The sequence below is a fragment of the Eubacterium maltosivorans genome (assembly GCF_002441855.2).
In the GTDB taxonomy this organism is placed as follows: Bacteria; Bacillota; Clostridia; order Eubacteriales; family Eubacteriaceae; genus Eubacterium; species Eubacterium maltosivorans.
This window is the reverse complement of sequence record NZ_CP029487.1, coordinates 4188344-4200839: the sequence shown is the minus strand read 5'-3', so window position 1 is coordinate 4200839 and position 12496 is coordinate 4188344. Positions and strand designations below refer to the sequence as shown.

The 12496-nt window shown below is 42.0% G+C and carries 16 protein-coding genes; 11 read left to right on the top strand and 5 right to left on the bottom strand.

The genetic code is table 11. From position 1 onward, the window contains the following. Positions 1 to 62 precede the first annotated feature (62 nt). From CPZ25_RS19560 to CPZ25_RS19540, 5 genes are all read right to left on the bottom strand, one after another. Positions 63 to 356 carry a hypothetical protein gene (locus CPZ25_RS19560; RefSeq protein ID WP_016728890.1) on the bottom strand — a complete coding sequence of 98 codons (294 nt, stop codon included), beginning with the start codon at positions 354 to 356 and terminating at the stop codon, positions 63 to 65. A 46-nt stretch (positions 357 to 402) separates the two neighbouring features. Continuing rightward, positions 403 to 672, bottom strand: coding sequence for a helix-turn-helix domain-containing protein (locus tag CPZ25_RS19555; RefSeq protein ID WP_016728891.1), 270 nt, complete (start codon positions 670 to 672; stop codon positions 403 to 405). A 60-nt stretch (positions 673 to 732) separates the two neighbouring features. Then, complete coding sequence (locus CPZ25_RS19550; protein WP_021388555.1) at positions 733 to 2082, bottom strand: relaxase/mobilization nuclease domain-containing protein; 1350 nt, start codon at positions 2080 to 2082, stop codon at positions 733 to 735. Next, on the bottom strand, positions 2043 to 2372 hold the full coding sequence (locus CPZ25_RS19545; RefSeq protein ID WP_021421432.1) for a plasmid mobilization protein: 330 nt from the start codon (positions 2370 to 2372) through the stop codon (positions 2043 to 2045). Before CPZ25_RS19545 ends, CPZ25_RS19550 begins: the two co-directional genes overlap by 40 nt. Before the next feature lie 248 nt (positions 2373 to 2620). Further along, entirely contained in the window at positions 2621 to 2974 is a 354-nt protein-coding gene (locus CPZ25_RS19540; protein WP_016728880.1) for a helix-turn-helix domain-containing protein, read from the bottom strand. A gap of 342 nt (positions 2975 to 3316) precedes the next feature. On the opposite strand from CPZ25_RS19540, the gene CPZ25_RS19530 reads away from it, so the two are divergent. The 11 genes from CPZ25_RS19530 to CPZ25_RS19480 all read left to right on the top strand — a co-directional run bounded on the left by CPZ25_RS19530 (position 3317) and on the right by CPZ25_RS19480 (position 12478). Beyond that, positions 3317 to 4009 (top strand): response regulator transcription factor, encoded by a 693-nt coding sequence (locus tag CPZ25_RS19530; RefSeq protein WP_016728879.1) that lies wholly within the window; start codon positions 3317 to 3319, stop codon positions 4007 to 4009. Positions 4010 to 4015: 6 nt separating this feature from the next. Then, a complete protein-coding gene (locus CPZ25_RS19525; protein ID WP_011861096.1) occupies positions 4016 to 4933 on the top strand; it encodes a sensor histidine kinase in 918 nt (305 codons plus the stop codon). Positions 4934 to 5069: 136 nt separating this feature from the next. Next, entirely contained in the window at positions 5070 to 5996 is a 927-nt protein-coding gene (locus CPZ25_RS19520) for an ABC transporter ATP-binding protein (protein WP_016728878.1), read from the top strand. After that, complete coding sequence (locus tag CPZ25_RS19515) at positions 5989 to 6798, top strand: ABC transporter permease (RefSeq protein WP_016728877.1); 810 nt, start codon at positions 5989 to 5991, stop codon at positions 6796 to 6798. Before CPZ25_RS19520 ends, CPZ25_RS19515 begins: the two co-directional genes overlap by 8 nt. Before the next feature lie 5 nt (positions 6799 to 6803). Further along, entirely contained in the window at positions 6804 to 7577 is a 774-nt protein-coding gene (locus CPZ25_RS19510) for an ABC transporter permease (RefSeq protein ID WP_016728876.1), read from the top strand. A 466-nt stretch (positions 7578 to 8043) separates the two neighbouring features. After that, positions 8044 to 8484, top strand: coding sequence for an RNA polymerase sigma factor (locus CPZ25_RS19505; RefSeq protein WP_018112814.1), 441 nt, complete (start codon positions 8044 to 8046; stop codon positions 8482 to 8484). Next, positions 8465 to 8722, top strand: a complete 258-nt coding sequence (locus CPZ25_RS19500; protein WP_032509128.1) for a helix-turn-helix domain-containing protein — start codon at positions 8465 to 8467, stop codon at positions 8720 to 8722. Before CPZ25_RS19505 ends, CPZ25_RS19500 begins: the two co-directional genes overlap by 20 nt. Before the next feature lie 420 nt (positions 8723 to 9142). After that, positions 9143 to 9346, top strand: coding sequence for an excisionase (locus tag CPZ25_RS19495; protein WP_009905235.1), 204 nt, complete (start codon positions 9143 to 9145; stop codon positions 9344 to 9346). 79 nt (positions 9347 to 9425) lie between these two features. Next, positions 9426 to 10619: a site-specific integrase gene (locus CPZ25_RS19490; RefSeq protein WP_021388559.1), complete on the top strand. Its 1194-nt coding sequence runs from the start codon at positions 9426 to 9428 to the stop codon at positions 10617 to 10619. Between the two features lie 267 nt (positions 10620 to 10886). Further along, positions 10887 to 12227, top strand: coding sequence for a hypothetical protein (locus CPZ25_RS19485; RefSeq protein WP_096920609.1), 1341 nt, complete (start codon positions 10887 to 10889; stop codon positions 12225 to 12227). After that, positions 12224 to 12478, top strand: a complete 255-nt coding sequence (locus CPZ25_RS19480) for a hypothetical protein (protein ID WP_096920610.1) — start codon at positions 12224 to 12226, stop codon at positions 12476 to 12478. The genes CPZ25_RS19485 and CPZ25_RS19480 overlap by 4 nt, the downstream gene beginning before the upstream one ends. The last annotated feature ends 18 nt before the right edge of the window (positions 12479 to 12496 follow it).

Sequence of the window (12496 nt, the reverse complement as noted above, 5' to 3'; positions counted from 1 at the left end):
GGGGTTCTACTGCGTAACATTCTAAAATCAGTACCTATAAAAGAACAGGGTGCGGGAGGTCATTACTGGCTTCCTGCACCCTGTTCTTTTTGTGTCTGACTGTCTTTATCCTGCATTTCCGGCTTCGGCTGTAATTCTTTTTCTATCCGGTTCCGGTAATGGGTTTTCCTGCGGTAAAAATATTTTGTTACTTCCTGTTCCGGCAGCCATATCCCCGCAGCTTCTATCTGTTCCATAACAGCGGCAACGATTTCCCGGTTGTTGCGTTTATGCGGCTCCTGTCCCTTTTCTATCCAAAGGCGGCGGTATTCCTCATAAAGCCATGTACTGATAGTTTCTTTTTGCCGTTGCTTCAAATGTCGAAACTGCTTATCTATCCGCAGCAGCTTCCCGTCTACCTTTTTATGATTTTTTGTCCCGATTTCTTTTTTCCTCTCTTTCCATTTCTTCAAGGGGAAATTGGGGGAGGGCTTCTATCAGCTTCATTGTGATATACTGGCGCATATCTTCATCAATTTCCAGTTTGAATGTTCCGTCCGGCTGACGTTTCTTTACAGTTGCCTGCCTGTCGATTTCGTCCTTGTAGCACATAAGCACCTTTTCCACCGCCCATGTTTCTCCGGCAACGGCGGCGCGTATGGTTTCATAATCGGGTATTGTTTGGTCTGCCATGTTTTCACGCTCCTGTCTGTATTGGAATATCTTTATCCTACCACGCTTTTATAGATATTTCTACTGTAAGCGTTCGGTTTCCCTGCTCCGTTCCGGTTCTTTTTCCAGTCTTAAAATACTGTCTATGTTCTGTTTGATAACGTCGTATTCCTTGACCTGTTTTTTCAGCTTGCCATAATCAGTGTAAAGGGCTTCTTTCTGCGCTTGGAGCTTCCCGTATTCTTCCTGCATGGCGGCGAGATTGGGGAGCTTGGTAACGCCCGACGCTTTCAGTGTCTTTGCCGCCGCTTCATGGAGTATCAGACTGCTTTCATTTTTTGCCCGGTATGCGTCTTTATCCTTTGCCCTGCGGTATGCTTCATAGACTGGTTTTGTCTTTTGATAGGTGGTAACGTGCTTCATCAGCACCGCCATATCTGCAAGACGCTTTTCCACACTCTTTAATGCGTCTGCGGTCTTTTCGTTTTCCGCAGTTATTTCTTCAATCCGGCTGACTAAATCCGCGTACTGCTCAATCTGATGTTCTGTCAAGAAATTCATGGTCTTTGCCGCCAGTTTCAGATTATGGATTTTCGCCCACTGTTCATAGCCCCGGCTCTCTTGTGCCTTGATACTGTTTTCAATGTCGATAAGCAGCGATACGCCACGCTGCTCTTTGGGAGCTTTCGCTGCCTTTGTGCGCTTGCCTGCAATCCGTTCTTTGATTGCTTCCTCTGTATAATCTGCACCGAGGGTTTTTAAGCGGGTAAACCGTTCCTGTCCGGGAGCGCGGCAGGAGATATATTTTCCCGGCTTTATCTCATAGCCCGCTGCCTGTAACCGCTGCAACAATTCTTCAAAACTTGCTACTTGGGGGATAAGCGTATCAACGGCAATTTTTAGCTTGCCTTTCCAACTTGTACCGACCTTTTCCGCTTGATATTCTGCATAGCTTTTTCCCTTGCTGCCTTTGCCCGGAACGACGACGGACAGCCCGTTTTCCCGACACAGCTTGTCGCTCATATTCCGTATGCCGTAGTAGCTGCGCTTATTGGAATTGTACTTATGGTAGTCAACAAAGTTGACCGCGCAAAAAATGATGTGGTTATGGATATGCCCCTTGTCTATGTGGGTGGTAAGGACGTATTCGTGCTGTCCCTTTGTTGCTGCGTCGGCAAGCTGCTTTCCGATTGCATGGGCTTTCTCACAGTCCACCTCTCCCGGTTCAAACGATTGTATCAGATGAAAGGCTAAGTTGTTCCCTTTCTGCCGAGCCTGCGACAAGGTATATTCAAACTCAATATCTGCCGTTTCATAGCTGCACCCAAAAGAGGACACAAGCGTTTTCCCGTCTGTCTTATCCGGATTTTGGATATAATCAAGGGCTTTGCTCAACGTGCTTTTAACAGGCTTAATCTTTGTAACCGCCATATCTCTGCAAGCACCCCCTTTATTTCCTCTATGTCCTCTTGGTAGACGCTGCCTGTCGCATTGACACGCTTTGCAATCTGATTGATGTTGACCCCGATTTTCTGTATCTCCGCTGTCATGGCTTTTATATCGCTATGGTCTGTCTGAATGATATAGCCGTCAATGGCAATCTTGCGAAGATACGCCGCCATGTTTTGGGTAGGGACGAGCTTCATTTTCTGCTCAATCAACACCCTTTCTTCCTCTGTTACATAGAATTTGATTTGTACTTTTCTTTTGCGTCCGTTCATGCAATCGCTCCTTTCCGCTTTGAGGGTTTGGGACACTTCCCAACAAGCAATTTTCAACCGACGCACCGCAGGACGGGAGGGCGAAAATACGGAAAAGGGTACTCTTTTCCTATGCTTGCTACGAAAGTTTTTTCCTCACTGGTTACTACAACGCAATGCTCTATATGCCAAAAAAGAGCAAAAGAAAAACGCTGCAATCTGTAAAGATTACAACGCTTCCTAAATCATATTCAATTTGCCGGACACATTTATTTGTCCTCTTTTTCGACTTCTGAAATTTCTTTTGCAGTTGCCGTTACAATCCGTATGCCATTATCGCTCATATCATCAAGGAGAGCGTCGAGCTGCCGCCGCTTTGTATCTTTTTGGGTGGGCGTATCTAAAAGAAACTGGTCTACGGATATATTGTAACGAAGCATAAGCTCAAAAAAGATTTGCAGACTGGGGTGCTGTCCTTTGTTTTCGATATTTGCAAGATAGCGAGGAGAAATATACATTTCATCACTTACCTGTTTGCGGCTTTCTTTGCGCCCCGTCCGCGCAGCTTTTATAGCTTCTCCAAATGCCTTGAAGTCATATTTTTCTACCGGTCTTTTTGCCATATTTATTCACCCAGTTACATTTTACTGTTCCCCTTTCTCTTTGGATATGTCTATACAGTTCCACTAAATAGCCATAATAATTCATATTTATATACTTGCTATTGTTCGTGTGTCAGACTATAATTATTATGATAAGATTTTCAGAAAGGACGGGTGTTGTTATGGAATATATGTCTTGCCCCGAAGCAGCAAAGAAGTGGGGAATTTCTGAAAGGCGGGTACAGATACTTTGCAGGGAGAAACGCATACAGGGTGTTTCAAAACTTGGGTATATGTGGTTGATACCAAAAGACGCGGAAAAACCGATTGACGGTAGAACCAAACAAGGAAAGGAGCTATACCATGAATAAAGTTTTGATTATAGATGATGATAAGGAACTTTGTGCGCTGATTAAACGCAGCGTGCTATCAGAAGATATAGAAGCTGATTTTTGTAATATGGGAAAAGAGGGATTACAAAAATTAAAAGAGAGAGAATATCAACTTGTGATACTGGACGTTATGATGCCTGGTATGGACGGATTTGAAACATTGGAAGAAATTAGAAAAGAAAGCAGCCTGCCGATTTTGATGTTTACATCAAAAAATGACAGTGCTTCTAAAGTACGCGGTTTAAGGGCAGGAGCTGATGATTATTTGACAAAACCTTTTGACATGGACGAACTGATAGCCCGTATCGTTTCCCTTATACGCCGTTATACCCGTTTCAATCAACAGGACGGAATATCACAGCAACTTGAATTTGACGGGTTGAAAATTGATATTGAAAATCGTTCTGTTACTACGGAAAATGGAACTTTTGAATTGCCTCCAAAAGAATTTGACTTACTCTTATACTGCGCGAAAAATCAAGGGAAAATTCTGACAAAGCAACAGATTTATGAAGAAGTGTGGAGAGAGGAATATTTCTATGATGACAGCAACATTATGGCGATTATCAGCCGACTTCGCAAGAAATTAGAGGTAAATCCCGGAAGTCCAAAATATATTCAAACGATTAAAGGTATCGGTTATCGTTTTAACAAGGAGGTTTGATTTTCTATGGAAGCAGTCATTTTTCTATCCATAATAATTGCACTTTTCTCTATTCTTGTTTCCTGCTTTGCTATTCGACGTGTTAAAAAACAGATAGCCGAGATAACAGACGCATTGATTGATGTAAAAAACGGAAATGGAAACAGGCGTATTTTATCTGCAACAAATGAACTGGTAGCCCCTCTTGCCTATGAAATAAATGAGATTGTTGTGTCTTATGAGAGCAGGCTTTCTACTGTCCGGCAGACAGAAGAAACAAACCGACAGCTTATGACAAGTCTTTCCCATGATGTTCGGACACCGCTTACAACGCTTATTGGGTATCTTGACGCTGCACATAAAGGAATTGTTACAGGAAAAGACAGGGACGACTATATCGAAACAGCCCGCCGCAAAGCTCACGATTTGAAAGAATATATTGATGTTCTTTTTGACTGGTTCAAATTAAATTCTAATGAGTTTGCTATGGATATAAATATTGTTGAAGCTGCGGAGCTGACACGAAATATCTTGATTGACTGGATACCCATATTTGAAGATAAGCAGATAGATTACAATATTGATATTCCCGAACAGCCTTTCCGGGTAAAACTTGATACGGACGGCTATATGCGGATATTGAACAATCTTATTCAGAATGTAATTTCTCACAGTCATGCGGATAAAATAGAAATAATCCTGTCAAAGCAGGAAAAAAATATGCAAATCCGATTAGCAGATAATGGAATAGGGATTGAAAAAGAAGATTTGAAGCATATTTTTGAACGGCTCTATAAATGCGATAAGGGACGGTCTGAAAAAGGCAGCGGTCTTGGGCTTTCTATCGCACACCAACTTGTAGAAAAAATGAACGGCACAATAACAGCAAATAGCATACAGGGAACAGGAACGGAATTTACTTTGCTTTTTCCCTTAGCAAATTAATGTTCTCCCGTCCTTTTGACGGGAGCCTTAATTATTTTTAGGACAATATTTCAAATTGCAAGGTTAATGCAAGGTTGCGGCAAGGTTAATGCAAGGTTGGTATGATAGAATACTTTACAGAATAGGAGGTTTGAATATGGACAAAAATTATATCATTGAAACAAAAAATCTTACCAAACAGTACGGCTCACAAAAGAGTGTCGCTGACTTAAATATTCATGTGCAGAAAGGGAGAATTTACGGACTGCTTGGAAGAAACGGAGCCGGAAAAACGACCACTATGAAAATGCTACTTGGATTGACAAAGCCAACTTCCGGCGAAGTTAAAATATGGGGAAAGTCTTTGCAGGGGAATGAAAAGAAATTGTTGCCCCGTATCGGTAGTCTGATTGAGTCGCCCGGTTTTTACCCTAATTTGACTGCTACGGAAAACTTACAAATTTTTGCTACCTTACGGGGCATACCCAACCGTCATTCAATTAAAAACACATTGGATTTGGTAGGATTGCCTTATAAAGACAAAAAACTGTTTTCCCAGTATTCTCTTGGTATGAAACAACGGCTTGCGATTGCACTTGCAGTTATGCACGACCCTGAACTTCTGATTTTAGATGAACCTATCAATGGGCTTGACCCGATTGGAATTGCAGAAGTACGTTCTTTTATTCGCGAGCTTTGCGATACAAAGGGAAAAACAATTTTAATTTCCAGTCATATCCTTTCGGAGATTTCTTTGCTAGCAGATGATATTGGAATTATCGACCATGGCGCACTATTGGAAGAAGAAAGTCTTGCGGAACTGGAACAAAAAAGCAGCAAACATATCCGATTTACTCTTTCTGATACCGCACAGGCAGCAAGAATTTTAGAGCGTACTTTCCATGAGAGCCATTTCTCTATACAGGACGACCACAATTTACGCTTGCATAATCTTGATTTGTCCGTAGGAAAAATCGTGACTGCTTTTGTAGAAAATGGATTGGAGGTATCAGAAGCCCATACTTGTGAAGAAAGTCTTGAAGATTACTTCAAGCGTGTGACGGGAGGCGAGGGAATTGCTTAAACTAATCAAATGCGAATTTTGGAAATTAAAACGGAAAAGATTATTATATGCACTGATGTCGTTATCGTTATTTTTTCCGTTGATTTTGGCATATATGGCAAAGGCGGGAACAGGTGCAGATACAACGGAACATTATCTTCAAACCCGATTTGATTATGTTTATACAATGATGTTGGGATATGGCTTAGCTTTTTTGCTCCCATGTCTAGTTGGTATTATTGCCGCTATTTTGTTTTTTATAGAAAGAGATTGCGATACTTCCAAAAACCTTAGAACAATTCCTGTTACAAATACACAGCTCATTATGGCGAAAATTTCTATGCTCTTTATTTTCAGCATTGCATTTTGTCTGATAAGCACATTATCTGTCGCATTGTTCTGTAAACTGTTTCATGTAGGAATGGTTTATGGTATGGCTTATAAAATATATATGAGCCTTATTTTTGGAGTTCTTATCGTAGCAGCTTCTTTGCCGATTGTAGTTTTAATTATTTACTTTAACAAAAGTTTTTTGCTTTCTATCCTGCTTGCATTTTTTTATTCTATTTTTAACTGGGGCTTAATGGGAACGATTGGGACATCTATAAGTGCTGCAAAAATTGCTTTCTTAAATTCTTTCCCAGTTATGTGTGTTATGAACTGGACAAGCGGCTTAATGATGGATAATTTGCAAAAAGATAATCTTTTGCCGGAAGCCTATGCGATTGTACCAACTACTTTCCATACAATTTTTATTATGGCAATTACAGTTGTACTTTCTTTGTGGCTGATAATTCGCTTTTATAAAAAATGGACGAGGTAAAAGATATGAGAAATATAATAAAAACTGAATTTTTAAAATTAAAACGATATTCTGTAATAAAAGCCGGAATTATTATGACAACACTTTCTCCGTTGCTGTCACTGTTTTATTCCACAGCCAACGGTGGACCGACATGGACGTTTGACTATTTTATGCAACAGGTTATGATTAGTAATTGTACCTTATTTTTTCCGATTATTATTGCACTGATTGCAGGTTATATCATAACAAGGGAATATACAGACGATACTATGAAGAATATATTAACAATTCCTATTCCATATAAACAGTTACTTTCTGGAAAATTACTTATTCTATTGCTGTTGACAATCAGCTTTAGTCTTATAGGTTGTGTGATAGCATTAGTAATCAATATTATTGTCGGATTTCCGGGAGTTCATTTTGGCAATCTACTCAATATGTTTATTCGTGTTACTGGGGCGAATATAGGAATTTATATTTCAGTCTTGCCGATTATTCTGATATTCTGTTGTTCGGCAAATAATTTTTTGGGTGGAGTTGCACTAGCTTTTGTGTATGGATATTTTGGAACTTTTGAAGGAACACTGTTAAATTATTATCCGATTAAAGCAAGCATGATTTTAGTAGACCCTACTTGTGGTGCGGAATATGGTTATACTTATCACATTTTCCCCGCTTTCATTACAATAGTTTTGACTTTCTTGATTTCTATGATTATTCTTGCAAATAAAAAGAAAGAACCTGGTACATTGACTGTTGGTAAGAAGAAAAAAGCAGTTAGAAAAAAGGGTTGGTAAATAATTTGATTGATAGTACCTGCCGAACGACGGCAAAAGAAAAAAAGCTGTCGCAGAGCAGATACACTTTCACGCGCCTTTGAAGCGGTGGCTTTGATTTTTAGAGCCGCCGCTTTTTTTGTCTACTGCTAAATCACGACAACCTATAACATAAATTAGCGGCATTTAGGAGGGCTGCCGCTATGGGGATTTCTTTGTTGCTATACAGCATACATAGGTTACATTCATTAAAAAAAGTATAGCTCCCCCACCGGACAAGTCCGACTATACAGATGAACTATCAAATCAATTAAATACTGCTGTTATTTCCTATGCGTCGGTCTGCGCCTTGCAGATGGGCGCATTTTGCATTTTACAGAAGATTTTTCAAAAACTTTGCTCTCTTTTTGGCAAAGCAAAAAGTCGCCTGTATTATCCCGCGAAAAGGGGAGGTACTACCGCCTTTCGGCAGAAAGGAGGTGATTACATGGAACCTAATCGCAGAGAATTTCAGAAGCAATGTGTCTTTCAAAGTTTCTGTAAACGGGTGTTACACAATGAAGCCTGTAACGCCCATGATGAAATCCGGCGACGCAGGAAACGGGAAGTTTCTTTTTGTGACCTTGCCTTGCATGAGGAACGGCAGCTTTACACTACGGATAAATATTTTCAAGCTGAAACAGCCGAGCCGACTTATCAAATGGCGGGAAAAGAAATAACCCCGAAGTTATTGCTTGAAGCAATACGCACCCTGCCGGAAGAAAAGAGAACTGCTATACTTCTGTACTATTTCGAGGGCATGACTGACGTGGAAATCGGAAAGATGTTCAATACGTCGCGCAGCACGATACAGTACAGACGGACAAGCTCTTTTGAACTGTTAAAGAAATATTTGGAGGAACACGCTGATGAATGGAACGAATGGTAATCAAAACGACTACCTGGAAAATGCCCTTGTTCCCTATCCCGTTATTTTGGCGGCGAGCAAAGGCGACCCGGACGCTATGAAAATGGTCTTGCAGCATTTCAGCGGCTACATAGCAAGTCTTTCCATGCGGAAGCTCTACGACGAGCGCGGCAATGTCTATTATGGCGTTGACGAGGATATTCGGGAACGGCTGCAAGCAAGACTGATGAGGGCTATCCTCACTTTTCGGGCTGAATAACCTATGCGATATTGGAACGCTTCTTTCCCCTTTTCCGTTCCATATCGCAGAACAGCCCTCTGCTCTTTGATAAAGAAAGCGGCGCAATAGAACGGCGACGCAGTATAAGGCAAATCGGATACGTTCCTTTTGTGCCGAGCCATGCGGCGGGTACGCCATGACCTTTCTCTTAATAGAAAAGCGAGCGAGAAATACCACACCGTAAAGCAGAGATAGCAGCCTGCGGGCGATAACGCACAGAATACATAATGATACTTCCTTATAGCCATAGTCCGAGCGTTAGGAGCGTCGCAGGCAATGGGTAGGGCTTCGGCAGACCGCCGGAGGGGTGCAAGTCCCATGAGGTTACGCTAATAGCCGTCCGATTAAAGCCTATGTTACAGATTGATTTTTGACCCATTAAGAAAGGGGGACGACAAATTGAACAATAACGACGTGCCGATTTGGGAAAAGTACACTCTTACCATAGAAGAAGCAGCAAAATATTTCCGTATCGGAGAAAGCAAGCTGCGGAAACTGGCAGAAGAAAATCCCGTCCCGGACTGGGTAATGATGAACGGAAACCGTATTCAGATTAAGCGTAAGCAGTTTGAAAAAATGATTGATACGGTGGACGCAATCTGATAGTGAAATCGAGCCTTGAATGTGGTACAATATAGTCAAGCATATCAAGGCTCTTTCCATTATGGAAAGGAGCATAACGATGTCGGAAAAAAGACGGGATAATAAAAATCGTATTCTCCGCACCGGAGAGAGCCAGAGAAAAGACGGGAGATATGCCTACAAATATATAGATACCTTTGGGAAACCGCAGTTTGTGTATTCTTGGAAGTTAGTGCCTACGGACAAAACCCCGGCAGGAAAGCGCGACGATATAGCGTTGAGGGAAAAAGAGAAAGAAATCCAAAAAGACCTTGACGACGGTATCGACCATATCGGAAAGAAAATGACGGTCTGCCAACTCTACGCAAAGCAGATACGCCACCGGGCAAATGTGCGGCATGGTACAAAGCAGGGGCGAAAACAGCTCATGCGGATTTTGCAGGAGGATAAACTTGGAGCCTGCCGGATTGAAAATGTGAAGCTCTCCGACGCAAAGGAATGGGCGTTACGCATGAAAGAAAAAGGTTACGGCTTCAAGACTATCAACAACCACAAGCGTTCCTTAAAGGCTGCCTTTTACACAGCCATACAGGACGATTGTATTCGTAAAAATCCATTTGACTTCCAGTTGAACACAGTCCTTGAAGATGATACGGAACCAAAGGAACCTCTATCCCCTACGCAGGAAGCGGCTTTTCTGTCCTTTGTGCAGCATGATAAAGTCTATCAGAAATACTACGACGAGATTATCATACTGTTAGGGACAGGGCTTCGCATTTCGGAACTCTGCGGACTGACGGAAGCTGACATTGACTTAGGCAAACAGCTTATCAATGTAGACCACCAACTTTTGAAGATTGCAGACGTGGGCTACTATGTGGAAACGCCTAAGACGAAAAGCGGCAACCGGGTTATTCCTATGAGTGAAAAAGTGTTAGAAGCATTTCAGCGGGTGCTGAACAAGCGGAAATATGCACAGCCTGTTATTTTAGAGGGCTACACAAAGTTTCTGTTCCTTAACCGGAACGGTTTGCCAAAAGTGGCAGTCAACTATGAAAGTATGTTCCGGGGGCTTGTAAGGAAATACAACAAAACGCAAAAGGTAGCATTGCCAAAGGTAATGACACCGCACACCTTACGCCACACATTCTGCACCACGTTAGCAAATGCAGGAATGAACCCAAAGGCATTGCAGTACATCATGGGACATTCCAACATCAATATGACGCTGAACTATTACGCGCATACGACTTCCGAAACGTCGATAACAGAAATGAAGCGGCTGATTGCCTAAGTAGTAAACGGAGAATTTACTACTCCACATACTACTTTTGAACACCAAAACATACGGGGATATAAGAAGATTTGAGAGTATCTTCCACAATGAAAAATGCCGGAAAAGCCTGTAACAATAGGCTATACCGGCATATAAGAACTTTTGAAAAGATAATCAAAAATTACTTTGTGATTTAATAAAAATATATTTATGAAATCAACTGCTATACTACTTTCATTATTCTTATTTATTATACCTTTTTTTCAACCAAAGAAGGTTAAAGCAGTGATAGGTGTTGATGATGCTATTTTAGCGGCTACTATTGCCACCGCCTTAATTGCAGGTCGTTATGTACAAACTAATGTTTTATATACACCTGAGCAAATGAATCAAATAAATGAAAAATGGACAGCGAACCTCCAGACAGCTTTTCCCGATCCAGACGATTACAACCACCAGATGAACGTTCTCCAGAACCTCAACCAGAAGCTTCTAAATGGTGAGGAAGTCGACTGGAGCAAATACAGCGGGAAAGCCCTGTACGCCGTCTTAAAAGGGGTGGTGGATGTGGTATGGCCAGAACAAGGAACCGGGTCGATAACTCATGGAAAAAATTTAAAATATATTGGTACTGCGTTTGGTTATGAATACTATGTAGCAAGTGATATTAAAGTTTCATATACGGGTTGGAATTACGCTGATCTTGATAACCAGTCGGGGGATTATGATTGCTTTGTAAAAAATGATGTAAGTTATTTGAATACTAGGATACACTGGAAAAATTTAAAAACTGGTGAAGAGGATGGTTGTACAAGTTCTACTGCAATCACCTTATTAGTATGGCCGAATAAAATCCGTATATATCGTTTTACTGGTGGCTTAACTGATAAGCAATATGGAATATATTCCATTTTCAATGTTCCGGGCGTTTCTTATCCAAGTGTATCAAATCCGCAATACGTCCCCAACATAAACGCCAAAACCGCCAACAAAGTAAAACTCCCAACCCGCCTCCCCCAAACGGTCATTAACAACATTAATAACTACATTGACAATTCGACCGAGAACTTAATCATTGCCCCCACCACCGACGAGCTCCCCACGCTCCCAGATAACTATAATCCTGTCACCGACGACCTGATCAACCTTCCCGGCTATGAAGACGTCACCCCCGATCAGGAACCCAGCACTGACCCCGAACCAACACCCACCCCAGAGCCGACGCCAGAACCCACCCCCGACTACAACGGTGACCGCTGGGTAAACCCCATCGGCGATTTCATGGACGGCTTATTGAAGTTTATGAAAGCCGCCTTTGTGCCGACCCTCTCGCTGAATCTCGACGCCCTGAACAGCATGCCCGACAACCTGAGTGAAAAATTCCCCTTCTCCCTGCCCGGTGATCTGGTGCGCCTGTTTGGTGTCTTTCAGGCTGAGCCCGTCCCCTTTGCCTTTGACTGGGAAATGGATTTTACTTCCGTTGGTGCCGGGAAGATTCCCATCAAGGGCGATTTGACCATGTTTGACAAGTATGCCCCACTGTTCCGTAATCTGGCTTTTATTGCTTTTATCATCGGCTTAGCGTGGAAAACCTTTGGCATGTTCTTTGGAGGTGGTGACGAATGATCGCGGATTTCTTTATTCTGATTATCAACTTCTTAATTACGCTCATCTGCGGTGTCATCTCATGGATTGTGAACATCCTGCCCACCTCTCCCTTTGCGGGCATTACCCTTGACGTCCCATCCGAGTTCATGGGCTACGTAAATTATTTTCTGCCTGTGAATCTCATGATGCCCGTACTCCTCGCCTGGGGAACCTGCATTGTGGGCTATAAGTTTATCAAATGGATTATGCACATACTCAGAATCGAATAGGAGGTACAAAAGACAACC

What these genes read in the sequence shown, in the direction of transcription:
- CPZ25_RS19555 (WP_016728891.1), bottom strand. Translation starts at nt 672, where the DNA reads ATGGCAGACCAAACAATACCCGATTATGAAACCATACGCGCCGCCGTT.
- CPZ25_RS19550 (WP_021388555.1), bottom strand. Translation starts at nt 2,082, where the DNA reads ATGGCGGTTACAAAGATTAAGCCTGTTAAAAGCACGTTGAGCAAAGCC.
- CPZ25_RS19545 (WP_021421432.1), bottom strand. Translation starts at nt 2,372, where the DNA reads ATGAACGGACGCAAAAGAAAAGTACAAATCAAATTCTATGTAACAGAG.
- CPZ25_RS19540 (WP_016728880.1), bottom strand. Translation starts at nt 2,974, where the DNA reads ATGGCAAAAAGACCGGTAGAAAAATATGACTTCAAGGCATTTGGAGAA.
- CPZ25_RS19530 (WP_016728879.1), top strand. Translation starts at nt 3,317, where the DNA reads ATGAATAAAGTTTTGATTATAGATGATGATAAGGAACTTTGTGCGCTG.
- CPZ25_RS19525 (WP_011861096.1), top strand. Translation starts at nt 4,016, where the DNA reads ATGGAAGCAGTCATTTTTCTATCCATAATAATTGCACTTTTCTCTATT.
- CPZ25_RS19520 (WP_016728878.1), top strand. Translation starts at nt 5,070, where the DNA reads ATGGACAAAAATTATATCATTGAAACAAAAAATCTTACCAAACAGTAC.
- CPZ25_RS19510 (WP_016728876.1), top strand. Translation starts at nt 6,804, where the DNA reads ATGAGAAATATAATAAAAACTGAATTTTTAAAATTAAAACGATATTCT.
- CPZ25_RS19505 (WP_018112814.1), top strand. Translation starts at nt 8,044, where the DNA reads ATGGAACCTAATCGCAGAGAATTTCAGAAGCAATGTGTCTTTCAAAGT.
- CPZ25_RS19500 (WP_032509128.1), top strand. Translation starts at nt 8,465, where the DNA reads ATGAATGGAACGAATGGTAATCAAAACGACTACCTGGAAAATGCCCTT.
- CPZ25_RS19490 (WP_021388559.1), top strand. Translation starts at nt 9,426, where the DNA reads ATGTCGGAAAAAAGACGGGATAATAAAAATCGTATTCTCCGCACCGGA.
- CPZ25_RS19480 (WP_096920610.1), top strand. Translation starts at nt 12,224, where the DNA reads ATGATCGCGGATTTCTTTATTCTGATTATCAACTTCTTAATTACGCTC.